Here is a 21720-nt window from a genome sequence, read left to right as displayed (position 1 = left end):
TCCCTTGGTCAAAAGAAGACGGCCCGGCGTCCGAAGTCCGGGCCGCACAATGCCTGCAGCAGTCGAGTCAGATTTTCGCGGCAGAGGACTTTGGACCTGCAATCAGCCAGATGATAAATCCCACAACGGGCAGGATGAGGATTACCAGCGTCCAAAGGATCTTGGCCGCGGTGGAGGCGCCAGAAGACAGGATCTGAATGATCGCATAAATGTCGGCGGCCAGCACCAGCAGGCCAATAAGTCCATATTCCATGATTTGCTCCCTTCGGTTTGTTGTTCTGAAGGGGAAACGCGCGAAACCGGAGAAAGGTTCCCTGTCAGGGCAAATTTGGAAGGCGCTCCTTTTCTTCGTGATGGCGGCCGGCCAGCCGCAAAAAAGCCGCGCTGGCTGCGCGGCTTTGGCAAATGGCGAGTAACCGGACGGCCCCTGCGGGCCGCAGGGTCAAAAACGGCTGCGCATGGCAAGGCCCAGCAGCACCCCAACACCCAAGGCGCCGGCAATGGCAAGGCCCGGGTTTTTCCTGACAAATGCCTGCCCCTCTTTGGTCAGACGCTGCATTTCACCGGAACTGTACTGAAGCCCGGCGTCAATCTGCTCTTGCGCCTGCTGAACCGTTTGAGCGGCCTGCTCCTTTACGCGTTCAGCGAGGTTGCCGGACTCGCTGTCTGAAGCGGATGCGGCGCTGCCTTTGGTTTTCTGCTGTGCTTCGGCTGTGTTGGTCATGTGTCGGGTTCCTTTTACTTGCTGCCATTCTGCTGTGTGTGGGCGACGGGCGATGTGTCAGGTCAGCCTTTTAAGAGGCGGACAATGATCGAGAGGACAAAGAGCACCAGGAAAATCACAAAGAGGATCTGTGCGATCCCGGCGGATGCGCCCGCGATGCCGCTGAATCCAAGAACTGCGGCGACGAGTGCCACGATGAGAAACGTGATTGCCCAACCAAGCATGGCTCTTTCCCTTCATTGTTAGCGCGCTGCGATGAGCGCCATCTGGCAAGTTAACGGCTGAGCGGACGAATGGTTCCGGACTTCCGTTGCCATGACTGCAATGCTGCGGATGCTGCGCAAAAGAAAAAGCGCAGCGGCCGGCGCTGCGCTTTGTGAAACCGGGACGCTTGATCAGCCACCGTCGCTGGCGTCTTCTTCAGGGCTTTGAATGTCGACGGTGGGGACGGTCACGGTCACTTCTTTGGTGCCGGTTTCAATGTCGCCAACCTCGGCGTCGAATTCCGGCAGCTGACCGCCTTCGACGGAGACCTCCACATCAGGAAGACGGGTATCCTGGGTCTGATCGATGTCGATCATATAGATGCCAAAAACCAGTACAAGGATGCCAGCGGCGGCGGCAAGAATAATAGGAGGTTTCACGATACTGTCCTTTCGGGTTGCTTCATCCGGCTAACGCGCCCGCAGGCAGAAAGGTTCCGTAAAAAGCCGCCCGGCACAGCAGAAAAATGCAAGTCGATTCAAGGCTCAACGCGCTGAGTAAAAAAAGAAAATGACCCCAGCCGGATTAAAGGCAGGGGTCCAGTGAATGGACCAGATCGGGGACGGGTCCTGCAGTGTTTACTGGCTGCTAACAGTTGAAAGACGCACCGCACGCGGAAAGGTTCCGCAAGAAAGTCGCGGAACGCAAATTTCTGTGGCTCCTTCGCCTGCGCAAAGGCGCTGCGGGGCGCCAGTCTGGCAATGCGAGGGATCAGACCAGCGGGCGTTCACGGACATGGCTTTCCTCACCCGCCAGCTTTTCCAGCTTTTCCATATCATGGATCGTCAGCGTACCTTGCTGCCAGCTCAGGACGCCATTCTTGCGCAATTCGGCAAGTTGTTTGTTGGTGTGGACAAGAGAAAGGCCCAAAGCGTCCGCAAAATCCTGCTGGGTATAGGGAAGGGGCGCCGAATTCTTACGAACCTGACCAGTACCTTCCGCGCGGTGAAAGAAACGGGCCATTGCCCAGGCGATCTTCTCATAGGCCGGGCGCTGCCCGACTGCGGCCAGCGCATCACCCAGGAAATGCTCCTCGACCGCAGCCAGATGGGCAATAGCAAAGGCGCGTTCGGGGTGGGAGGTAAACAGATCCCAGATGCCGGCCCGGTTGAACACGCAGAGCGTCATATCCGTCACCGCCTCGACCGAGTGGCCCATTTCCCCCATCACCCCGGCCTGCAGGCCCAGGAAATCCCCGGGCATCACAAAGCCGACCACCTGGCGGCTGCCATCGCTGAGCATCTTGTACTTCAGCCCCATGCCAGACAGGGCGGTGAACAATTGCGGTGATTTTTCCCCCTGGGTCAGCAGGTGGGTTCCGGGGCCTGCCTGCATTTCGCCAGTCTTGAAGCGCTGCATGAAGTCGGCCTCTTCCGGCGAGAATTCCAGGAACAGGGACTGCCTGCGCAGCGGGCAGTTTTCGCATTTGGTTGTCATGACCAGCCTCACCGGCAGAGGCGCGGCTCCGTTCTGCCTGCGCAGATGCCCAGCGGATGCGCCTACGCTACTATTGTCAGTTGGTCCGGCCTCTGGGAAGAAAAAAGACGCGGGACAAGCCCGCGCTCTCCGCCAGGAGCAGCGCAGGAGTGACACACAGACCGGATGGTGTGGATAGCTCCTGCTCCACCCGGTGTCGCAATGCGCCATAGTGCAGTTGTTATCGACTGCTTATGAGAGGAGCTACCCAATGCAGGTTACTACAGCCGGCCTCGATTTGGCCAAGAACATCTTTCAGGTCCACGGCATCAGAGAGAATGGTGACGTTGCTTTCAACCAAGCTCTGCGACGCGCGCAGTTGCTCGCATTCTCTGAGAAACTTCCACCGTGTCTTGTTGGCATGGAGGCCTGTGGCTCCAGCCATTACTGGGCGCGGTAGCTTGTGATGCTTGGTCACGACGTTCGTCTGATCCCGGCAATGTATGTGAAGCCCTATGTAAAGCGAGGCAAATCCGATGCCGTTGATGCTGCTGCCATCTGCGAGGCTGTGACGCGTCCAACAATGCGTTTTGTCGCGATCAAGTATGAAGAGCAACAAGCTGTCCTGTTCCTCCACCGCGCCCGCGATCTGTTTGTCCGGCAAAGAACCCAGCTGAGCAATATGCTGCGCGGCCTGTTGGCTGAGTTCGGCGTCGTGATTGCGCAGGGGATCGGCAGCGCGGTCAAGTTCGCAAAGGGTATGCTTGATGGAGACAGCCCCGGCATTCCAGATGTTGCTATTGACGTGCTCGGCAACCTCAGCAATCAGCTTGTTGCCCTGCACCTTCGTGTCCGTTGGTACGAAATGCGAATGCGCCTCCAAGCGAGGCAGGACGCCCGTGTGATGTTGCTACGCACAATCCCCGGTGTCGGGCCAGTGACGGCGTCGGCGATCGTCGCAACAGCCGGAGACGCCAGCCAGTTCAAGAACGGTCGCGAATTTGCGGCTTGGCTGGGCCTGACACCGCTCAACCGATCAAGTGGCGGTAAGGAAAGGCTTGGACGCATCTCAAAGATGGGGGACCGGTATATCAGGCGTTTGCTGGTCACAGGAATGACCTCGCGACTGAGGCAGATGAAGACACATCCGGAACGCGTTGACCCGTGGGCGCAAGCTCTGCTTGAATGCAAACCAGTCCGCCTTGCCACTGTGGCAATGGCGAACAGGACAGCCAGGATCACATGGGCGGTCTTGACCAAGAACGAATATTATAGACCGCACACCGCATAGCCTGAGGAAAACAGAACACACGAGACAGCAAGACCATTGAAATGATGGAACACAGTCAGCCCGTCGGCCGAGACACCCCGTCGAATGTCAGGGACACCTTATGTCCGCAGAGCGGTTTGGGACTCGGGTTGCGGAAACCATCAAGGCCAGCGGCCGCGTGCGCCGCGCAAACAGGCCGGACACACGTCTGCTTCTGACCAGTGCCGAAATCACTTTCAAAAATGTCTTGCTATGCAGACGCTATCCACACAGGTCATTCAGGCAGCGGGGGTCTTCGATAGAATCCCGGCTGTTACACTGTCGGTCAGCTCCAGTGCCTCGTCATCTTTCAGGTGCAGCAGATCCGCAAGGGATGCACGGGCGCGCCCGACGCGGCTTTTGATCGTGCCGACCGCGACTCCGCAGGTTTCGGCGGCTTCCTCATAGGAAAATCCGCCTGCACCCACCAGGGTCAGCGCTTCGCGCTGGGTGTCAGGCAGCTGATCGAAGGCCTGCATAAAGTCGCGCATGTTCAGGCGGCCGTCGTGATCGGGCTTGGAGGCCAGTGCCAAAGCCAGCGATCCGTCGGCATCTTCTACCTCGCGCTTGCGCTTGCGGCGCAGCGAATAGAAAGTATTGCGCAGAATGGTAAACAGCCAAGCCCGCATGTTGGTGCCGGTTTTGAACTTGTCGATGTTGGTCCAAGCCTTAATCAGCGTGTCCTGCACCAGATCATCGGCGGTTGCGGAATTCCGGGTGAGACTGAGCGCAAAGGCGCGCAGCGCGCCGAGATGCTCGGTCAACTCATCGCGCGGATCAGCTGTCATTGGATGTCCTTCTTATGAAGCTCAGCTTTGCGCAGCTGCTCAAGCAGATCGGTGAACCGCTCGGGCAGCGGTTCCGCTGCCAGTTCGTCAAAGGCCTTCTTCAAATTGCGGTCGATATGGTCCGCAGCACGGGGCACTTGCTGTTGGTGTTTTAGGTTTGCCATTCTTCCCTCTGCTCGACGCTCACCGGAAGCCAACGCGTCAAGATGGGAATGGTTCCTGCCGGTGCCGTATAAAACAGGCGTTGGCTGGACGAGCACTCTGGCCGCCGCTGATATCAATAGCCGCGTTTACGCTAGCTTGCCTGCCTGCTCGCAGCCAGAAACTCCCCAGGGACGTCATTTGATGTCAGGCCGGTCATCTGCGCCACGGTGTGTCATTAAACGGCTGACCGACAGAAGCACGGCCGCCAGCCCCGCCGTGAGAAAAGCCATCACAGTGAAGCCGAGGCCCGCCGCCATTCCAACCGCTCCGGCAACCCAAATGCTGGCTGCCGTGGTGATGCCGCCGACCCGCTTGTCACCTTTGATGATCGCCCCCGCGCCAATAAAGCCTATAGCGCCCATCAGCCCCTGGGCCACGCGGGTCGGATCGGAAGACAGGCCCTCGGCCTGCATCTGACGGCCGAATTCCAGACCCAAGATAACAAAAGCGGCCGCACCAAGCGAAACCATCATGTAGGTGCGGATGCCAACCCGGCGGTGGCGCAACTCCCGGTCCAGCCCCAGCAGCGCACCGCCTGCCAAGGCAACGGCCAGTCGCAATGCCCAGTCCAGCCGTAAGGCCCAGTCCAGCTGTGTTGAAAGGCTTCCTACGCCTGCGAATATGTCCATTCAGCCGATCCTCCCGACATCACTCCTGTTCCCCGCGCAGCTGCACAGGCATGACTGGCAAACGCCTGAAACGGCACTGGGTTCCCTGGCCTGGCTCCTTTGCGGGCGCGCTGCCCGGCGCCAGTTCGAATGCCTCTCTGCGCGAGCAAGCGCTTGCATCCGTCCTCAGTTTCCTGCGCTTAAGGGCTGATCCTTAGGGGAATACTTGCGGGAATCCGATCCTTTCAAAAATTTCTCCATCCAATTTAGGAACCTTTCAAGAAGCCCGCGCGTTGCTTCGGTGCATCCCCAAGAAGGGGCAGAAACGCAAGGAGCTTAAAACATGACTCATCTGATCCGCACCACCGCCCTTGTTACGGCTATGGCGACGGCAGCTGCAGCCGGCTCAAAAGTCTCCGAAATTGACGTGACGGCAGACCTGAGCGCGATCGAGAATTACCCGGCAGCGGCAGTCTGGACCAGCCTGGAAACAGACTTGGAAACCGCCCTGGCTGAGCGCCTTGTCGGCCAAATCGCGGATAAAGATGCTGAAGAGGCGGCGGAAATCCATGTCGAGATCGACTCCGTCATGCTGGCCAGCAATTTCGAACAGGCGCTGGGCGTTGGAGAATGGATGCTGAAAGGCGATGTGGACATCGATATGCCCGACGCATCCAAGGATATGCGTTACGATCTGACCGTTTCAGCTGACCAGCTGAGCACATATTACCCCGAAGGCACTGACCCGGCCGCCGTCGCTGTAGACAGCGAGGTGTTTTACACCGCCATCATTGATGCCTTTGCAGGCAACGTTGCGTCGAAACTGAAGTAAGGAAAACACTATGCGCATCGTTCTCGCACTATTCGCACTGGCCGGCTTGGCCGCCTGTGAAACCACCGAAGGCTTTGGCAGGGACGTGTCGAACCTGGGCAACGAAATCACCGAAGAATCCCAAGAAGCACAGTAGAGAGCTGCTGAACTTCCTGGATGTCTATTGGCCCGGCGGCTTATCGGCGCCGGGCCTTTTTGCGCCGGTTGTGTTGAAGCGCCAGGCAACGGGACTGGCGGCGGTTCAGACGATGTCTTCAGTCGCCCCCGGCAAGGGTTGCCGCAGTTCCGACATCCTATCGGGGTCATGCGGAACCAAAAGTCCGCGGCGCGCCTCGGGGCGGCGCAGTTTGTTGCGGCGGATTTCGTTCTGCCACCAAGCGGCTGCACGGGCCGGATCCAGTGCTTCAGCCGGCAATTCTTCTTGCCACCAGTGCCGCGTCAGCGCATGCCACAGCGTCCTGATCCTGTCTTGCTGCGTGATCCGCAGCGCTGCCTCAGTATCCCATCGCATTGAGCGCCCGTTCAGATTGGCTGAACCCACCATGGCGAAATCCTGGTCAGTGAGCAGAACCTTGCTGTGCAGGTAGATCATCGGAGATCCCGCCAGCACCGAAGGCGCTTCGCGGGCTGCCATGCGCCGCTGCACCGGGCTGGCAATGCAGGCGCGCGCACCGAAGGCGGCGCTAATCTCCTGCAGTGCTTCGGCCTGCAGCGCCATGCCATAGCGCGCGTCCAATCCGCGGCTTTCATCAAAGGCGACTTCCTCGGGCAGCGCGGGAAGGATCAGGATCAGCGACAGGTCCGGGTTGCGGCGTGCGGCATCGGCCAGCCCGCGCGCAATAACGCTGGAACGCAGGTATTGGGTTTCCAGATAGATCAGCTGCCGGGCCTGTTTGAAGGCCTCCAGGTGGTCCTCCTCAATCTCCTTCAGGACCGTCCTTGGTGACAAGGCCCAGAAACCAGCGCGACGCGGTGCAGACAGCGTGCGGCGGATATGCTTGCCATCGGGCGGTTGCTTGCGCAGGGCGATTTCGTCCTGAAAGCGCTCCAGATGGCTTGCAGCCTCTTCGGCTTCGGGGCCGCGCAGCATCAGCTGCACATCGGCCCATGTTTCATGCGCCGGCTGGTCATGCTCCTGCGTGTCATAACGGCGCCGGTTCAGATCCAGCCCGCCGATATACAGAACCTCACGGTCGATCACCGCGACTTTCTGGTGCTGCGAAACCGGGTAAAGCTGCGGCACCCCCTGACGGCTGGCCGCTGCAGGCCGCAACCGCTGCGGCAGCTTGCGCAGTTTGCGCATAACAAACGGAGAAAAGGCAAGCCGCGGCAACAGCCCCGCCCGCGCCGGATGCAGAACGGCCGAGACCGATAGCCGCGCAGCCTGATCCGGTGCAAGCCCGGCCGCGATCTCTTGCGCCTGTTTTAACGTGTCTTGTGCGGCGGCATGCAGCGGCGCGGCCATGACAGGATCAAAGTCGCTTACAACCAGCCGGACCCGGACCCCGCGCTGTAAAGCGTCAGCAATCAGATCGGCCCAGGTTTCCCCGGTTTCCAGCGCTTCGGGGCTCAGCAGGCGGTTGGCGAAATCGAACAGGCGGAAGCTGGCGGTGATTTCGCTCCGGGCATTCAGGACTGCGCGCTCAAAAGCGGGCCAGGCCTGTTCTGCGGTGATCAGAACTTGAAAATCCCCGCGGCGGAGTTCAGGCGGCGGGTTCTGCTGCATCTTGCTCCTGTTCCGGCATCGGCGCTGCCGGTGGTACGGCCCCTGCTACGGCGGGAAAGCCCAGCCGGTAAGTAAAACTGTGCTCTGTTTCATGCGTGGCGGCTTCGCCGTCAAGCTGAGTCGCAAACGCAGCCATCAGCCGTGTTCCGATGCCAGTTCCGCCGAATTCCTCCGCCGGATCCAGCAGAGGCTGCCCTTTGGTGTTGGTCAATTCCAGCTCCAGCCAATTTTTGGCTGTTTCGCGCAAACTGACGCTGATTTCCGGCCGTCCCCCGTCGGGCACACCGATGTATTTGACCGCATTGGTCATCGCCTCTGAGACAAGCATCGACAAGGTTACCCCCTGATCCTGGCTGAGCGGCATCTGTGCAAGGTTCGTTTCGATCGCAACATCCTGTCCGGTTCCTGCATTCATCGTGCCGATCTCCGCGATCAGCTCATTGATCAGCTCCCGGCTGTCCACGGTGGAAACGTCGGGGTTGGTGTTCAGGCTGCGATGGATCGTCGCCAGGCCGCGCACCCGCCGCTGCAGCTGTGCCAGCATCCGCCGTGCTTCGGGGGTCTGCGCGTTCCGGCCCTGCATATTCATGATAGAGGCCACCAGTTGCAGGTTGTTTTTCACCCGGTGATGCACCTCGCGCAGCAGCATGGTCTTTTCCTCAAGGTCAAGTTCACGCCGCCGCTCTGCTTCGCTGAGGATTGCCACCATGCGGTTAAAAGACAGCCGGGCTTCCTCGAACTCGCGCGGAGGGCTGCTGAGTTTCAGGCTTGGGTCATCCCGCTCTCCCAGCGCATAACGGCGCATTGCCCTGCGCAACGCGCTGAGATGGCGGATCACCATTTGCTGCAGGCCGAGAACAGCAACGGAAATCCCGGCAAGCCACATCAGGACCGGGAAAGCGAGCGTCATCCAGGAGGTTGGGCTGGCGCTTACGGTCATGGCATTTTCCACCGGCCAGCTGCCGACTACGGAAACTTGCCCGGGAAGAATTTCACTCACCGCGAAAAAACGTTCCTGGCCGGAGCGCGCGTCTTCAAAAAATGTGTCGCCGCTGCGCTGCAGCAGTTCCCGGCGCGGTACCGAAACCGGCAGTGACTGTGCGGCTTGCTGCTCTGGAACGCTTGCGGACAGGATCTCCCCTTGCGCGTCCAGGGTGACAAAACGGATACCCTGCTCGGCCCATTTGGTACCGGACAGTGATTTGGTCAGCTGGTGCGGAACCGCGATGGAGACGTAGCCCAGCAGGATACCGTCGCGCTGCACCGGGCTGGTCGCCACCAGCTGGGGGCCGCCTCCGCCCAGTATATCCTGGCCCGCCGCAAACGAGAGGCGAGCAGCCTTCCGGGCCTTGAGAAACAGCCATGTCTCGGAGACATCCCCGATGCTGCCGTCCGAGGTGCATTCCATCGAGCCGCCGGGCGTGATGAAGGCGGCAAAAGTGAACGGGTTCTGGCCCTGGATGAACGCCTTCATCAGGTTTGCACAGCGGTCGCCACTGCCGAACACTGGCAGGATGGCTGCGGCCAGCCCTTCTGTGGCGCCGCCGGCCCGTTGCAAAAGTTCACGCTCCTTGGCGGCGGCCTGCTGTGTGTGTGCCAGCAAGGACGCATGGGACAGCCGGTTGGCTTCTGCCACCACGGCGTTGGTCTGGTACAGAGCGATCAGGCCCAGCGGCAACAGCGCAAATGTCATCAGCGCGGCCAGGCGTACCAGCAGGCTGCCGGCCTGCAGCCGCGGGACATTGATCATGCGGCGCTTTGCTGGGCGACGATCCCAGCCGTGACCGTATCAGTCAGTTCCATTTTGCTTTCTTCATCCAGTTCCATCAGCTCTGCCAGGCGGGCACGGGCACGGTTCACCCGGCTTTTGACAGTACCGGTCTTCACGCCGCACATTTCTGCTGCTTCGTCATAGGAAAATCCGCCTGCGCCAACCAGCACCAACGCTTCACGCTGCTCGTCTTTCAATTGCGCAAAGGCGGCGTTGAAATCGCGCATGTGAAGCCGCCCGTCATGATCGGGCTTTTGCGCCAGGGCGCCGGACAACGCGCCATCTGTATCCTCCACCTCGCGCTTGCGCTTGCGGCGCAGCGAATAATAGGTGTTGCGCAGAATGGTGAACAACCAGGCCCGCATGTTGGTGCCGGTTTTGAACTTGTCGATATTGGTCCAGGCTTTGACCAGCGTGTCCTGCACCAGATCATCGGCTGTGGCCCCATTGCGGGCAAGGCTGAGGGCAAAAGCGCGCAGGGCGCCCAGGTGGTTGACCAGGTCTTCTCTCGGGTCATGCGCGGAGTCAGTCATCGGAGCGGTTCTCCTCCGGCTGGTCCGGGGCGCGGGGCGCGTGCGCCTCCTTCTCCTTCAGCTGCTTCAGCAGATCGGTAAACCGGTCCGGCACCGGTTCGCTCGCGATCTCATCGAAGGCCCGCTTGAGGTTTTCGTCTATTTCGCGGTCGGCCTGTTCATTGCGCGGCCGGGCGCGTCGTGGCTGTGTCATGCAATCCATCGGTTTTTTGCGCAGTTTCTGGAACCAAACGCGTTGAGGCGCGTATAGTTCCATATGTATTGCAAAAAAAGGGACGACGCAAAATGACTGCTCAATCGGGAGAATTGATCGCCAGCCAGATTGGCGCAAACCTGCCCTACCTGCGCCGCTATGCCCGGGCGCTGACCGGCAGCCAGAGCAGCGGCGACAAATATGCGCTGGCTTCGCTTGAAGCCATCCTGGCTGGCGAAAGCGATTACGACAGCGAACTTTCACCCAAGGTTGCGCTGTTCCGCGTCTTTCATGCGATCTGGTCCTCTTCCGGCGCGCCCGCCGGGGAAGAAGAAGGCGATACAAGCCTGGCGGCGAAGGCACAGAGACACATGCGGCGGCTTACGCCGAACACCCGTGAAGCGCTGCTGCTGCACACGATCGAGGAGTTCAGTGCAGCCGATACCGGCATCATCATGGGCGTGAGCGATGACGAAGCTTCAGAACTGATTGCGATCGCTTACGAGGAAATGTCGCGTGCCACCTCAGGCCGCATCATGATCATCGAGGACGAAGCGATCATCTCAATGGACCTCGAGGCCATCGTGACCGGAATGGGCCACAGTGTGACAGGCATTGCCCGAACCGAAGCCCGTGCACTGGATCTGGCGTCTCAGGCCCCGGCCGATTTGATCCTGTCGGATATTCAGCTGGCGGATAACTCCAGCGGCATCGACGCGGTCAACGGCATCCTGGCCAAGCATGGCGACCGCCCGGTGATTTTTATCACGGCCTACCCCGAACGCCTGCTGACCGGCGAAGGGCCGGAGCCGGCCTTCCTGATCTCAAAACCCTACACCGAGGATCAGGTGCGTTCGGCAGTGAGCCAGGCGATGTTTTTTTCCTCGACCGAAACGCTGAAGGCCTGATCAGGTCCGGGGATGTGACGCACATGGCCCGGTCCGGGTTTCGGACCGGGTAAGATGTGGGGCCAGCTGCTCTTTCACCTGATCGGCCGCATTTACGAGCGCACCTCAATTGCAGGCACAACCAACCTCGCCGCCGGTGAATGGCCCAGCGTCTTAGCCTATCCCAAGATGACGTTGGCGCTGCTTGAACGGTTCACTCGTCACTTTGACCTAATCGAAGCTGGCAACGAAAGCCGGCGCTTCAATGCACAAGTGTTGTCCAATGAAATCCGCTGGCCTAAACGGCCAGCGCGAATTGAGGACTATAGCGCCTCGGGCCAGCTTCCTGCGCGTCAACCGGATCCCTTTTGAATTCCATACTGAACCCAGATATCATGCCGATTGGCACAAATGCTGATCTTAACGGCAAACCCGTAGACAGTGTAATTGCGAGGGGAGCAATCGACGTCTTCACCTGCAATGAATTTCCAAACTCAGACTGAGCGCGGCGGAAGACTGCTCTGTGTATTATGTGGGTCTTTCGCGTCCAAGAAGGCGGTGGCGCAGCATGAGCCGCTGCGGCAACAAGGCCAAAGAGAAGGTGTTCACCAAACGGTACTTACATAGAGCGCAGAGCCTGGATTAACTTGCTGCAAGCAGCCCTTCAGGCAGCTCGCAGCAAATGCAGACTTTGTCCCGGGTATTGGATCGCTCCGCGATAGGGGCTCTGGGTGGCAGGCGTTGCACGCAAGCGGGCTGCTTTTCGCGGTTTCGGAGGTCCGGGTGTGTGCTGCCGGGAGAGGTGATTTCACCTTGGTTGACAGAGGGTTTTGCCGTGACCATTCAGCGTTCAATCCCGACGGCACCCCTTCGCGTGCCTGATCGCGGATATGCCGGCACGCAATCTGGGCCCGGCGCCTTAAACCAGCCGCTTGCGGGCCTGCACACGGTTTGCAGCCTGGCTCGGACGATCCCCCGGGACCGCGCCACCGGATGATGTCGGGACGTCCAACGGCATCTCATGGAGAGCGGCACCAGCATCTGTACGCGCAACCAGACCCTGGTGGGGGTGAAGTGTCTGTTCCGGGTGGCGCGCTGCGGCGGCATGATTTCCGTCCGGTGAAGGTGCTCTGGCGCGGTTCCAGTGCTGCCTGCTACGCTGCGATAGCAGCGTAGCGCGATGGCGTGAGCTCATTCAGGCAGGTGATTTTATGATCCGTGATTTGAGCCGGAACTCAGGCGAGCCAGACCTGCGGATCTCCGCCGTTCATCTTGGCGGTTTCTATCACGGAATAGGCAATGGCAGCAGCTTTCCCGCCGCACTCTGAGCCGGCAAACAGGTAATTTTTGCGGCCTATGGCAATTGGCTTCATCGCCCGCTCTGCGGAATCGTTGTCGGGTTCCAGGATGCCGTGATCCAGAAACGGGCGCAATTTCTTGATCCGGGCCGGAGCATAACGCCTTTCGGTGATTGCGCTGCAATCACATGCCGGTAGTAGATGGCCCTGGCCAGTTCGGATTTGCCGGGAACGCTGGACAGCTGGACGGCAAGCCAGGCCTCCAGTTCATCGAACAAAGGCTTTGACCAGGTTTGCCGCAGGTGAACGCGGTCTCCAGTCGGCAAACTCCGGGCGTCCTTTTCCACGGGCTAGAGACCGGCGATGCGCCGGATCGCCTCCTCGGCTGCTTGCAGGCCCTGAGATGGGAACACATCCACGAACTTGCGGCGGATATGAGCCATGCAGGCGGCCTCGCTGATAGCCCCGGAACGGTACCGCTCATTGAAACCGGAAAAGCCGCCCGCATGCATCCAACCCTGGTTGCTGGCCAGATGGGCCGTAGGACGCCCGCCTTTGCGGTTTGCCGTAAACCGGTACCAGGCAGCAGGCGGGCCGCCGCCGCCACAGGGGCATTCATCACAGACAGTTGCGCCAATCCCGCTCAATACTCTGCTCGACGATCTGGAGGCCTGGCTGGCCGCGCAGCTGGCCCGGATTGCAGACCACAAGATCACACGTCTGAATGAGCTCATACCATGGCGCTACGCTGCTCCCGAAGCGTAACAGGGATCGCGGGAACCGCGCCAGGGCACCTTTACCGGAGGGTCACTTAAATTATAAATGGACAGTATCTGGTCATAGTGACCCAATGTAGAGCAGGAAGCCGGACGGTTACCCTGTTTCCAGATGCGGAGGTACATCTACCTGAGTGGGTAGGGTATTACGGTCTGGAGGGTGTCTCTGAACAGATCACGCGCCTTGTACGCGAATTTATCTCTAGTTCGTAGTTAGAAATGGCAGTCGGCCTTCCGCCAAACGCGGAAGCCATGTTCGAGATCGCCGTTTTTTCCAACCGCTAATCATTGCCGGCTGCTGCCCCGGCTGTCCAAGCAAAGTCGCTGTATGTCTGCAATGCTGCAAGGCGCATGAACGGCAGGAACACGAAAGCTGCGCCTTAGCAACGGAAACTCTGATCCATGGCAGGTGTGTGCCGTCAGTGTTAATGGCGCAGCGGGTTCCAATGCTGCTCCATAGGCGGCACGCGTATCACAAATACGATAAGTGACTGAACCATACTGGCAGCAGGCAGTGTGCTCTGCGAAATGCCGGGGGCACTGCTCACCGCAGATCTTTGCCGGCTGCGGCTTGAGCCGCCACATCGGTCACAGCCAAAGCCAGCTCTGCGCGCATCTGGGCGAGCGGGCCATGGCGCAACTGCCATTTTCCGCCGGCAACCGCCAGCGTCGGCACCGCGCTGATCCGCTAGAAAGCAGCCAGCTGCCGGTCCTGGGAAACCAATTGCGTAACTTCAGCACTGTACATGTCCTTGCGCAGCCGTCCGGCATCCAGCCCGCAGGAACGGGCCGCATCCAGCAGCACGCCTTCGTTCGCGATATTGCGGTTCTCCGTCAGATGCGCGGCCTGCATCGCATCGAAATAGACCCAGTGCCCGGCGTCCCCGGTCTGCAGTTCTGCAGCCTTGCAGGCTTTGGCGCTCAGCAGGCCGGTGGGATAGGGGAAGCGCTGGCGGCGCATTCCCTCCACGCTGATGCGCCCGCCTTCATCGTGTTCGGCGCATCGCTCCCAATGGCCCAGAATGACGTCCTTGGTTTTCTTCGCAGAGCCAAAGGCTGCGGCCAGTTTGGCGGGCGAGTCCTGCAGGACAAAGGTGCGATGACGCACCCGGATTGGAAATTCGGCGGCCAGCTTACGCAGCTTAGGCGACATTACAAAGCATCAGCCGCAAACGGTGTCGTGGAAAAAGTCGATGGTCAGAACGGGGGATTTCATCATTTCACCTGGATGAGAAGGAAAAGGGCTGCCGGCAGGTCAAGCGCCGGCAGCCGCAGATGCGTCAGTTGCCGATTAGCGGGGTATCCAGAAGCACCGGCTTGTCCCCGGAGAAGTCGATCCAGGCATTGGTGCCGTTCAGGCGGGATCCGGCCACATTGTCCGCATCAAAATGGATCTCGAACTGCTCGGGCCCGTGTGCATAGGCGACAACAAGCCCGTATTCCGGGTTAAGAAATCCGCCGTGCGGTCGGATGCCAGGATAGCTGATGCGCCACGCCTCGCCCTCCGGGCCGACATGACCCAGGATTAGCTTGCCGATGACATCACCGGGCAGCTCAAAGAACCAGACCCAAGGGCCGCCGGAGACGACGGTCATCACCTCGTCGATGCCGGTGCCGTCCTCGGCGTGGTTGATGTGCAGCGGGCCGAATTTCTTGTGGACCCAGACCCGGGTCTCCGCGTCCATCTTGTTCATGTCATAGACCTTGGGGTAGGGCGCAACACCCGGTTCCGAAGTGGTGAGCGAGCCGCCGTTTTCGACCGTCGGTTCCCTCCCTGCGGCGGCGATTTCTGCCAGCAGGTCTTCGCGGGTCAGTTCAAAGGCAGAGATCAGCTGCGCCTCCTCCTCGGCAGTGATGGCGCGGCTGCGCGAGGCCTCAAGGACCGGAAGCGCCTGATCCGGGATCGCAACAGTGCCGACGCGGACACCGACGCGTTGCAGCACCGCGTTCACGTCCTCCACGCCAAGCGAGGCCGGGCGGCCATCGGTGTATTCCAGTTCCAAGAGGCCGGCGGTGTCCGCGGCGCCGGCAAGCCCATGGGCGGGGAGCCACAGCACGGCGGCGGCTGCGGCAAGTTTTGAAAGCAGTTTCATAGTGGAGTTCTCCAGTTCAGTGTTCGGGGCAGTGGCCCCGGTCGGATTGCGGGGTGACGGGGTCAGGCGGGGTAGGCAGTGCCGCCCCGCCCATGCGGATGGCGCAGATCCTGGTGCGGGCCGGCGGAGATGATCCCGTGCGGGTTGATGTGCCGGTGGCTCAGGAAATAGTGCTGGCGGATGGCCTCCATATCGATCGTGGTGGCCACGCCGGGCACTTGGTATAGGTCGCGCAAGTAAGGGCCGAGGTTGCGGTAATCGGCGATCCGCTTGCGGTCGGTCTTGAAGTGCGTCGCATAGACCGGATCAAACCGGACAAGGGTGGTGAACAGGCGCCAGTCCGCTTCGGTGATCCGCTCCCCGGTCAGGTAGCGGCGGGTGCCGAGCAGGGCGTCCAGCTCCTCCAGCTTGCCGAACAAATCGGTGATTGCTGCGTCATAGGCGGCCTGGGTGGTGGCAAAGCCTGCACGGTAGACGCCATTGTTGACCGGGGCATAGATTTCGGTGCTGATCCGGTCGATGTCCTGCTGCAGATCCGGCGGGTAGAAATCCGGCGTGGCGCCTGCCAGCTCATCGAAGGCCGAATTCAGCATCCGCATGATGTCGCCGGAATCGTTGTTCACGATGCGGCCGGTGCTCTTGTCGAACAGCACCGGCACCGTAACCGGACCGGTGTGACCGGGATCCGCCCGCTGATAGACCTGATAGAGGTACTCATCCCGCGGCACCCCGGCGGCGGGGTTATAGTCAGCGGTGCCGACCTGCCAGCCGTCAGGACCTGCCAGCGGCACCATCTGGGTGACGGTGATGATCTCCTCCAGCCCTTTCAACGCGCGCAGGATCGTGGTGCGGTGGCTCCAGGGGCAGGCCATGGAGACATAGAGGTGGTAGCGCCCGGGCTCCGCCGGGAACTCAGCATCTGCTTGCGGCTCGATCCATCCGCGAAAGCCGCTGCCCATGCGGCGGAACACCCCGTCTCCCGGTTTCGGCTTTTCGGTGAGCACACCGTCGATCAGCATCTTTGCCATGGCTCGTCTCCTTGATGACCCGGCAAAGGTATGCGGTTTCCAAGTTCGCGATAATCCGGATAGACTGAAACCTGATGTTGAGAAAAACTCACCCTATCCGGAGTAAGAGAGAGAAATGGAAGGAATGGGAGATATCCCGGTGGTTGTGGCGGTTGCCGAAACACAGGGGTTTGCCGCAGCGGCGCGGCGGCTGGGGGTGAGCAAATCCGCGGTCAGCAAACGGATCACGCTCATCGAAAAGAGGCTGGGTGCGCAACTGTTTCACCGCTCCACCCGCAATGTCAGCCTGACCGAGGCGGGCGAGCATTTCTATGCCCATGCGGTCCGGGCGCAAGAGGCGGCGCAGGAGGCCGAGGACAGCGTGCTGGCGTTGCAAGAGGCCCCCAAGGGGCGTCTGAAGGTGAATGTGCCGATGGCCTTCGGGCGACTGCATGTGGCACCACTGGTGTCCGGGTTTCTGGCGCGTTACCCCGGCCTATCGGTGGACATGGTGATGGATGACCGGGTGGCGGATCTGTTCGCCGACGGGTTCGACCTGGCGCTGCGCGGCGGAACCCTGGCGGATTCCGCGCTGGTCGCCCGCAAGATCGCACCTTTGCACAACGTCCTGGCTGCTGCCCCGGCGTACCTTGATCGCTATTGCACACCGGAAACGGTCAGCGGTTTAAGCCGCCATAACTGCCTGCAGTATTCCTACAGCCGGGATTTTCAGGAGTGGGTTTTCGATTGCGATGGTGAGGTGCAAACCTTCCGGCCCGGCGGAAGTTTCAGCGTCAACAACGGCGAGGCGCTGCGGGAAGCGATCCTGGGCGGGACGGGGATCGGCCGGCTGCCGACTTTCACTGCCGGCCCGGACCTGGCGGCGGGGCGGTTGGTGCGGGTGCTGCCGCACTGCCCGCTGCCGTCGCAGACGTTATATGCCATCTATCCAGAACGCCGCTATCTGCCTGCAAAAGTCCGGGTTTTTATTGATTTCATCCTGGAACATCTTGGCGGCGATGTCCCGCCCTGGGATCGGGACGCACGTGTGTGAAAGCCGCGACGGCGCTGCCCGCCTGAAGCCTTTAACTAAGCACCTTGGCCACCGGGTCAGGGCCGCGACGCATATGCTATTGCCCTGTATGGCAAGCAGCGCGCCCTTACACGGCGCTTTCAGTTTTGGTCCGGCGGCAGCTGGATGAACGGCCAAGCCTGCTTAGAGCCCGCCCGGTGGCGGTGGCGCTGTTTGGACTTGGCGGCGGCCGGGCGGCTGGAAAGCGTGTTTGCGGTCTTGAACCGGTGTGACCCCATAGAACTTCCGGTAATGCAGTGTCAGGGTCGAGGAGCTGGCATAGCCAACAGCATGGGCAATATGGGACACCGTATCCCAGGAATGGAGCACCATCTGCCGGGCGGCTTTCAGGCGCTGGCGGCGATAGTATTCGCCGGGGCTGAGGCCGGTGGCAGTACGGAAGCTGCGCTCCAGCTGGCGCGGCGAGATGCCGGCCATGCGGGCCACGTCGCGGATGCAGACTGGTGTTTCGTAATTTTCCGAGAAAATCGCCATAGCCTCTTTTACTGCGGGCGGCATCTGGTCGACGGTGCGGTCGCTTTGCAGCACCGGGACCTTCTGGCGGGCACTGCCGTTGCGGATGACGGGATGCTGGAACAGGCAGGCGATTTCATTTTTGGCGTCTGCACCGAGAGCAGTGCCGATCAGCTCCAGTGACAGGTCGAACATGGCGGTCGCACCGGAGACAGTATGAACATTGCCGTCCCGCACAATCAGCCGATCAACAGCCGGGCAATCGGGAAAGGCGGCCTCAAAGGCGCTGCGGTAACACCAGTGAACAGCGCAGCGCCGTCCGGACAAAACCCCGCTGCGCGCCAGCGGGAAAACACCGCCGGACACTGCGCCCAAGGTCACACCATGCCGCGATAAGTAGCGCAGCCGCCCATGCCCTGAGACAGGATCTTCGAATTCACCTTCCGGGCCGGACAACAGGAACAGGCAGTCCAGCCCTTTGATCCTGGCAAGGCTGGTTTCCGCTGGAAAAAGGACCCCGGCTGAAGCCGCTGCGTCCGCGCCGGTTTCCGTCACCAAAGACCAGGAAAACACCTGGTGCCCAGCGATTTCATTGGCGGCACGCAGCGGCTCCATTGCCGAGGTCAGGCAGGCCATGGGAAAGCCTGGAAACAGCAGAAAGCCTATGCGGGTGGATGGGGCGGGGCCAAAGTCGTTGGAATGGATAGTCATGATGTCACTCCAGCCCCAGCGCATCTTTCTTGGTCTTCGCCCAAGTGGTGACCAGGTGGTCGACCATCAGCCCCATGAACGCGACGGCAAGACCAAGCACCAGCCCTTTGCCCACATCGGTGGAGGACAGCGCGCGTTGCATCTCCTGGCCCAGGTCCTGGGTGCCGATGAAGGCGGCGATGATTACCATGAACAGCGAGAACATGACCGACTGGTTCACCCCGACCATGATGGTGGGCAGCGCCATCGGCAGGCGGACCTTCCATAAGGTCTGCATACGGGTGGCACCGGCCATATCAGCGGCTTCGATCAGGGTTTCGGGCACTTGGCGCAACCCTTCAATGGTGTAGCGCACCAGCGGCACGGCTGCGAACAGGACAACCGCGCCGATCACCGCCACATCGTTCACCCCGAACAGCATGACCACCGGGATCAGGTAGATGAAGCTGGGAAAAGTTTGCAATGTGTCGCAGATGAGCAGGGCAATGGCAGCACGTTTCTCGTGAAACGATCCCCAGATGCCCAGCGGAAAACCCAGCACGGTCGCAATCGAGACCGCGACGACGACAGTATAGACGGTGATCATCGCGCGGTCCCACCAGCCGGACATAGCGATGAGGCCGAAGAAGGCAACGCACACCAGCGCCGAACGCAGCCCGCCGATGGCCCAGCCTGCGGCCGCCAGCAGCGCCAGCACTGCGGCATAGGGCATCCATAGGAAGGCATCGCGGATCGGGATCAGCACCCAAGTGATCAGGAACCAGCGCAGCCATTGGGTGACCGGATCTATCAGTACGATGAACCAGTCCGCGACGGCATCAATCGGTTTGGAAATGGTGAAGGCGTCGCGGCGGCCGATCTGGTCCATTACTGGAAGGAACTGTGCCAGCAGGATGCAGGCCAGCGACAGGCCCGCAGCGATCAGCAGGAACTTGTTGCGGACCGCAAACGACGTGCCTTTCGCGAAATGCTCGGGCTGCTTGGTCGCCCAGGCCTTGGTGCAACGGTCCAGCATGACGGCCAGCAGGACGATGGTGATGCCGATCTCGACCGAGCGGCCGATCTTCAGCGCCTGCAAAAGCTGCAGCAGTTTCTGGCCCAGCCCGGGCATGCCGATGAAACTGGCCAGAACCACCATTGCAAGGCACTGCATGATCACCTGGTTCACACCAACCAGGATCTCGGTCCGGGCGGTGGGGATGCGGACGTGGCGCAGCAGCTGCCAGCGGGTCGAGCCGCACATGTGCCCGCTTTCAATCACTTCATGCGGGACCTTGCGCAAACCCAGCAAGGACATGCGGATCATTGGCGGTACGGAAAAGATGATGGTGACAATGGCACCCGCCTTGGGGCCGACGCCGATAAAGACAACCACCGGAATCATATAGGCGAAATGCGGCAGGCTTTGCGCGATGTTGAGGATTGGATTCAGGATCCGCTCAAAGCTTTTCGAGCGCCAGGCGAGGATGCCCATAAGCAGCCCGAACAGGATCGAGAACGGGGCTGCGACAACGATAACCGAAAGGGTTTCCATTGCCCATTTCCACTGCCCCATGACGGCGATCCAGACAAAGGTGCCGCCGGTCAGCAGCGACAGCCGCCAGCCTTGCAAGGCATAGCCGATAACAAAGCCGATGCTGGCAATCACGGTCCACGGAATGGGGCCGACGCGCGGCCAGCGGTTCTTGCCGTAAAGCAGGTTGGCAGTCACATCGAGCAGCCATTCAACCCCGTCAGCAAAGGCGCGGGTCAGGTAGATAAGTCCAAGATCATCGCGCAGGAAGTTAAAGATCGCGTTGATCCAGTCGGCAAAAGGCAGCACCAGCCACTCCGGCGGCCTTACCAGCCCTGCAGGCAGCACGGCATTGCCCGCCGCCAGAACGCAGGCCAGCGCAAACAGCACCCAGCCGGTTCTGGTGCGTGTCCATGTCTGAGGTTTTTCAGAAAGAACCATCGTCTGATCTGTCATGACGGCTCTCCTAGAAGCACGTCGAGTGCTTCCTGGCGGTTCATCGCGCCGATCAGGCTGCCTGCGGTGTTGGCAACCGGCAGGAAATCACGGCTGTCATTGACCAGCAGGCGCGCCAGTTCGGCGATGGTCTGTTTCTCGCCAATGGGCGTGCCGGTCAGGCTGTGGCCGTTCACCTCGCGTGCCAGCACGCCGGCATGCACAACGCGGGATTTCTCGATTTCCTCGGTGAATTTGGCGACATATTCGGTGGCCGGGTTCAGCACGATCTGATCGGGGGTGTCGCACTGTTCAACCACACCGTCCTTCATGATGGCGATCCGGTCGGCAAGGCGCAGGGCCTCGTCAAAGTCGTGAGTGATAAAGACGATGGTCTTGCCCAGCATTTCCTGCAGCCGCAGGAATTCGTCCTGCATCTCGCGGCGGATCAGCGGGTCGAGGGCTGAAAACGGCTCATCCAGGAACCAGATATCAGGCTCAATCGCCAGGCTGCGGGCGATGCCGACACGTTGCTGCTGGCCGCCGGAGAGTTCGCGCGGGAAGTAATCCTCGCGCCCTGACAGGCCAACCAGTTCAATCACTTCCAATGCACGGGCGCGGCGTGCGTGGCGGTCCTGGCCGCGCATTTCCAGCGGGAAGGCCACGTTGTCCAGCACCGTGCGGTGCGGCAAAAGACCGAAGCTTTGGAACACCATGCCCATCTTGTTGCGGCGCAGGCCGATCAGCTCTTTCTCGGACATCTCGCCGATGTTCTGACCGTCAACCTGAACCTCGCCGCCGGTGATATCAATGAGACGGGACAGGCAGCGAACAAACGTGGACTTGCCGGAACCTGACAGACCCATGATCACCAGCATTTCCCCCTTGGCGATATCCAGGGAGACGTCACGCACAGCTGCGATGTAGCCAGCCTGGCGGATCTCATCAAAGCCGGGGTTGCCGGTCAGCGACTTCAGATACTGTTCCGGTTGGGCGCCAAACAGCTTCCAGACGTTTTTGCAGGAAATGACGGGGGTGGCGGCGGTCATGGCTTTTCTTTCATTGGCAGGGAAACCGGGGCAGCGT

At 60.6% G+C, this 21720-nt stretch carries 25 protein-coding genes and 2 pseudogenes; 7 read left to right on the top strand and 20 right to left on the bottom strand.

All coding sequences use genetic code 11. From position 1 onward, the window contains the following. Nucleotides 1-67: 67 nt before the first annotated feature. The 5 genes from K3724_RS18170 to K3724_RS18150 form a co-directional block, all read right to left on the bottom strand. Nucleotides 68-253 carry a PLD nuclease N-terminal domain-containing protein gene (locus K3724_RS18170; protein WP_019296341.1) on the bottom strand — a complete coding sequence of 62 codons (186 nt, stop codon included), beginning with the start codon at nucleotides 251-253 and terminating at the stop codon, nucleotides 68-70. Between the two features lie 189 nt (nucleotides 254-442). Next, complete coding sequence (locus K3724_RS18165; protein WP_259987933.1) at nucleotides 443-724, bottom strand: hypothetical protein; 282 nt, start codon at nucleotides 722-724, stop codon at nucleotides 443-445. Between the two features lie 62 nt (nucleotides 725-786). After that, the gene (locus K3724_RS18160; protein ID WP_259987931.1) at nucleotides 787-948 is read right to left on the bottom strand and encodes a DUF1328 domain-containing protein; all 162 of its coding nucleotides are present in this window, start codon (nucleotides 946-948) and stop codon (nucleotides 787-789) included. Between the two features lie 171 nt (nucleotides 949-1119). Then, entirely contained in the window at nucleotides 1120-1368 is a 249-nt protein-coding gene (locus K3724_RS18155; RefSeq protein WP_259987929.1) for a hypothetical protein, read from the bottom strand. A 331-nt stretch (nucleotides 1369-1699) separates the two neighbouring features. Further along, complete coding sequence (locus tag K3724_RS18150; protein ID WP_259987927.1) at nucleotides 1700-2425, bottom strand: Crp/Fnr family transcriptional regulator; 726 nt, start codon at nucleotides 2423-2425, stop codon at nucleotides 1700-1702. A gap of 250 nt (nucleotides 2426-2675) precedes the next feature. On the opposite strand from K3724_RS18150, the pseudogene K3724_RS18145 reads away from it, so the two are divergent. Next, nucleotides 2676-3695: pseudogene (locus tag K3724_RS18145) on the top strand (IS110 family transposase). A 257-nt stretch (nucleotides 3696-3952) separates the two neighbouring features. On the opposite strand, the gene K3724_RS18140 reads toward K3724_RS18145, so the two are convergent. From K3724_RS18140 to K3724_RS18130, 3 genes are all read right to left on the bottom strand, one after another. Continuing rightward, complete coding sequence (locus K3724_RS18140) at nucleotides 3953-4501, bottom strand: RNA polymerase sigma factor (protein WP_259987925.1); 549 nt, start codon at nucleotides 4499-4501, stop codon at nucleotides 3953-3955. Continuing rightward, nucleotides 4498-4665, bottom strand: coding sequence for a NepR family anti-sigma factor (locus K3724_RS18135; protein ID WP_259987923.1), 168 nt, complete (start codon nucleotides 4663-4665; stop codon nucleotides 4498-4500). Before K3724_RS18135 ends, K3724_RS18140 begins: the two co-directional genes overlap by 4 nt. A gap of 174 nt (nucleotides 4666-4839) precedes the next feature. Then, on the bottom strand, nucleotides 4840-5334 hold the full coding sequence (locus K3724_RS18130) for an MgtC/SapB family protein (RefSeq protein ID WP_259987921.1): 495 nt from the start codon (nucleotides 5332-5334) through the stop codon (nucleotides 4840-4842). 322 nt (nucleotides 5335-5656) lie between these two features. Between K3724_RS18130 and K3724_RS18125 the strand changes: the two genes are divergently transcribed. Further along, a complete protein-coding gene (locus K3724_RS18125; protein ID WP_259987919.1) occupies nucleotides 5657-6145 on the top strand; it encodes a hypothetical protein in 489 nt (162 codons plus the stop codon). A gap of 10 nt (nucleotides 6146-6155) precedes the next feature. Continuing rightward, on the top strand, nucleotides 6156-6281 hold the full coding sequence (locus K3724_RS18120) for an entericidin (RefSeq protein WP_259987917.1): 126 nt from the start codon (nucleotides 6156-6158) through the stop codon (nucleotides 6279-6281). A gap of 105 nt (nucleotides 6282-6386) precedes the next feature. Here the strand turns inward: K3724_RS18120 and K3724_RS18115 are convergent, their stop codons facing one another. The 4 genes from K3724_RS18115 to K3724_RS18100 are packed head-to-tail and all read right to left on the bottom strand — an operon-like array spanning nucleotide 6387 to nucleotide 10368. After that, nucleotides 6387-7871: a phospholipase D-like domain-containing protein gene (locus K3724_RS18115; RefSeq protein WP_259987915.1), complete on the bottom strand. Its 1485-nt coding sequence runs from the start codon at nucleotides 7869-7871 to the stop codon at nucleotides 6387-6389. After that, a complete protein-coding gene (locus K3724_RS18110) occupies nucleotides 7849-9621 on the bottom strand; it encodes a sensor histidine kinase (RefSeq protein ID WP_259987913.1) in 1773 nt (590 codons plus the stop codon). Before K3724_RS18110 ends, K3724_RS18115 begins: the two co-directional genes overlap by 23 nt. Further along, nucleotides 9618-10175: an RNA polymerase sigma factor gene (locus K3724_RS18105; RefSeq protein ID WP_259987911.1), complete on the bottom strand. Its 558-nt coding sequence runs from the start codon at nucleotides 10173-10175 to the stop codon at nucleotides 9618-9620. Before K3724_RS18105 ends, K3724_RS18110 begins: the two co-directional genes overlap by 4 nt. Continuing rightward, nucleotides 10168-10368: a NepR family anti-sigma factor gene (locus K3724_RS18100; protein WP_129369383.1), complete on the bottom strand. Its 201-nt coding sequence runs from the start codon at nucleotides 10366-10368 to the stop codon at nucleotides 10168-10170. The genes K3724_RS18105 and K3724_RS18100 overlap by 8 nt, the downstream gene beginning before the upstream one ends. Before the next feature lie 92 nt (nucleotides 10369-10460). Here K3724_RS18100 and K3724_RS18095 point away from each other — a divergent pair, with 92 nt between their 5' ends. The 3 genes and pseudogenes from K3724_RS18095 (at nucleotide 10461) to K3724_RS24035 (ending at nucleotide 11901) form a co-directional block, all read left to right on the top strand. Then, nucleotides 10461-11276, top strand: a complete 816-nt coding sequence (locus tag K3724_RS18095) for a response regulator (RefSeq protein WP_259987909.1) — start codon at nucleotides 10461-10463, stop codon at nucleotides 11274-11276. 60 nt (nucleotides 11277-11336) lie between these two features. Then, nucleotides 11337-11519 (top strand): annotated as a pseudogene (locus K3724_RS18090) (ATP-binding protein); the annotation flags it as partial. A gap of 259 nt (nucleotides 11520-11778) precedes the next feature. Beyond that, nucleotides 11779-11901 (top strand): CGNR zinc finger domain-containing protein, encoded by a 123-nt coding sequence (locus K3724_RS24035; protein WP_409201387.1) that lies wholly within the window; start codon nucleotides 11779-11781, stop codon nucleotides 11899-11901. A 589-nt stretch (nucleotides 11902-12490) separates the two neighbouring features. Here the strand turns inward: K3724_RS24035 and K3724_RS18085 are convergent. The 5 genes from K3724_RS18085 to K3724_RS18065 form a co-directional block, all read right to left on the bottom strand. After that, nucleotides 12491-12688 (bottom strand): transposase, encoded by a 198-nt coding sequence (locus K3724_RS18085; protein ID WP_259987907.1) that lies wholly within the window; start codon nucleotides 12686-12688, stop codon nucleotides 12491-12493. Nucleotides 12689-12903: 215 nt separating this feature from the next. Further along, complete coding sequence (locus K3724_RS18080; protein WP_259987905.1) at nucleotides 12904-13200, bottom strand: IS66 family transposase; 297 nt, start codon at nucleotides 13198-13200, stop codon at nucleotides 12904-12906. 817 nt (nucleotides 13201-14017) lie between these two features. Beyond that, the gene (locus tag K3724_RS18075; protein WP_259987903.1) at nucleotides 14018-14482 is read right to left on the bottom strand and encodes a DsbA family protein; all 465 of its coding nucleotides are present in this window, start codon (nucleotides 14480-14482) and stop codon (nucleotides 14018-14020) included. A gap of 127 nt (nucleotides 14483-14609) precedes the next feature. Then, nucleotides 14610-15422 carry a hypothetical protein gene (locus tag K3724_RS18070; RefSeq protein ID WP_259987901.1) on the bottom strand — a complete coding sequence of 271 codons (813 nt, stop codon included), beginning with the start codon at nucleotides 15420-15422 and terminating at the stop codon, nucleotides 14610-14612. Between the two features lie 62 nt (nucleotides 15423-15484). Beyond that, nucleotides 15485-16450, bottom strand: coding sequence for a glutathione S-transferase family protein (locus K3724_RS18065; RefSeq protein ID WP_259987899.1), 966 nt, complete (start codon nucleotides 16448-16450; stop codon nucleotides 15485-15487). A 115-nt stretch (nucleotides 16451-16565) separates the two neighbouring features. Between K3724_RS18065 and K3724_RS18060 the strand changes: the two genes are divergently transcribed. Next, complete coding sequence (locus K3724_RS18060; protein ID WP_259987898.1) at nucleotides 16566-17483, top strand: LysR family transcriptional regulator; 918 nt, start codon at nucleotides 16566-16568, stop codon at nucleotides 17481-17483. A 162-nt stretch (nucleotides 17484-17645) separates the two neighbouring features. Here K3724_RS18060 and K3724_RS18055 read toward each other — a convergent pair whose 3' ends face one another. Genes K3724_RS18055 through K3724_RS18045 form a run of 3 tightly spaced genes read right to left on the bottom strand, consistent with a single transcriptional unit; the run spans nucleotide 17646 to nucleotide 21683 of the window. Next, complete coding sequence (locus K3724_RS18055; RefSeq protein WP_259987896.1) at nucleotides 17646-18686, bottom strand: GlxA family transcriptional regulator; 1041 nt, start codon at nucleotides 18684-18686, stop codon at nucleotides 17646-17648. Nucleotides 18687-18690: 4 nt separating this feature from the next. After that, nucleotides 18691-20655 carry a proline/glycine betaine ABC transporter permease gene (locus tag K3724_RS18050; RefSeq protein WP_259987894.1) on the bottom strand — a complete coding sequence of 655 codons (1965 nt, stop codon included), beginning with the start codon at nucleotides 20653-20655 and terminating at the stop codon, nucleotides 18691-18693. Next, the gene (locus tag K3724_RS18045) at nucleotides 20652-21683 is read right to left on the bottom strand and encodes a glycine betaine/L-proline ABC transporter ATP-binding protein (protein ID WP_259987892.1); all 1032 of its coding nucleotides are present in this window, start codon (nucleotides 21681-21683) and stop codon (nucleotides 20652-20654) included. The genes K3724_RS18050 and K3724_RS18045 overlap by 4 nt, the downstream gene beginning before the upstream one ends. Nucleotides 21684-21720: the final 37 nt, after the last annotated feature.

This window comes from Leisingera sp. M658, assembly GCF_025144145.1.
In the GTDB taxonomy this organism is placed as follows: domain Bacteria; phylum Pseudomonadota; class Alphaproteobacteria; order Rhodobacterales; family Rhodobacteraceae; genus Leisingera.
Note: the sequence above shows the minus strand (reverse complement) of the source record. Positions and strands in the feature narration are given on the sequence as shown.

Coding starts and splice junctions, on each gene's coding strand:
- K3724_RS18170 (WP_019296341.1), bottom strand. CDS start 253: ATGGAATATGGACTTATTGGCCTGCTGGTGCTGGCCGCCGACATTTAT.
- K3724_RS18165 (WP_259987933.1), bottom strand. CDS start 724: ATGACCAACACAGCCGAAGCACAGCAGAAAACCAAAGGCAGCGCCGCA.
- K3724_RS18160 (WP_259987931.1), bottom strand. CDS start 948: ATGCTTGGTTGGGCAATCACGTTTCTCATCGTGGCACTCGTCGCCGCA.
- K3724_RS18150 (WP_259987927.1), bottom strand. CDS start 2,425: ATGACAACCAAATGCGAAAACTGCCCGCTGCGCAGGCAGTCCCTGTTC.
- K3724_RS18140 (WP_259987925.1), bottom strand. CDS start 4,501: ATGACAGCTGATCCGCGCGATGAGTTGACCGAGCATCTCGGCGCGCTG.
- K3724_RS18135 (WP_259987923.1), bottom strand. CDS start 4,665: ATGGCAAACCTAAAACACCAACAGCAAGTGCCCCGTGCTGCGGACCAT.
- K3724_RS18130 (WP_259987921.1), bottom strand. CDS start 5,334: ATGGACATATTCGCAGGCGTAGGAAGCCTTTCAACACAGCTGGACTGG.
- K3724_RS18125 (WP_259987919.1), top strand. CDS start 5,657: ATGACTCATCTGATCCGCACCACCGCCCTTGTTACGGCTATGGCGACG.
- K3724_RS18120 (WP_259987917.1), top strand. CDS start 6,156: ATGCGCATCGTTCTCGCACTATTCGCACTGGCCGGCTTGGCCGCCTGT.
- K3724_RS18115 (WP_259987915.1), bottom strand. CDS start 7,871: ATGCAGCAGAACCCGCCGCCTGAACTCCGCCGCGGGGATTTTCAAGTT.
- K3724_RS18110 (WP_259987913.1), bottom strand. CDS start 9,621: ATGATCAATGTCCCGCGGCTGCAGGCCGGCAGCCTGCTGGTACGCCTG.
- K3724_RS18105 (WP_259987911.1), bottom strand. CDS start 10,175: ATGACTGACTCCGCGCATGACCCGAGAGAAGACCTGGTCAACCACCTG.
- K3724_RS18100 (WP_129369383.1), bottom strand. CDS start 10,368: ATGACACAGCCACGACGCGCCCGGCCGCGCAATGAACAGGCCGACCGC.
- K3724_RS18095 (WP_259987909.1), top strand. CDS start 10,461: ATGACTGCTCAATCGGGAGAATTGATCGCCAGCCAGATTGGCGCAAAC.
- K3724_RS18075 (WP_259987903.1), bottom strand. CDS start 14,482: ATGTCGCCTAAGCTGCGTAAGCTGGCCGCCGAATTTCCAATCCGGGTG.
- K3724_RS18070 (WP_259987901.1), bottom strand. CDS start 15,422: ATGAAACTGCTTTCAAAACTTGCCGCAGCCGCCGCCGTGCTGTGGCTC.
- K3724_RS18065 (WP_259987899.1), bottom strand. CDS start 16,450: ATGGCAAAGATGCTGATCGACGGTGTGCTCACCGAAAAGCCGAAACCG.
- K3724_RS18060 (WP_259987898.1), top strand. CDS start 16,566: ATGGAAGGAATGGGAGATATCCCGGTGGTTGTGGCGGTTGCCGAAACA.
- K3724_RS18055 (WP_259987896.1), bottom strand. CDS start 18,686: ATGACTATCCATTCCAACGACTTTGGCCCCGCCCCATCCACCCGCATA.
- K3724_RS18050 (WP_259987894.1), bottom strand. CDS start 20,655: ATGACAGATCAGACGATGGTTCTTTCTGAAAAACCTCAGACATGGACA.
- K3724_RS18045 (WP_259987892.1), bottom strand. CDS start 21,683: ATGACCGCCGCCACCCCCGTCATTTCCTGCAAAAACGTCTGGAAGCTG.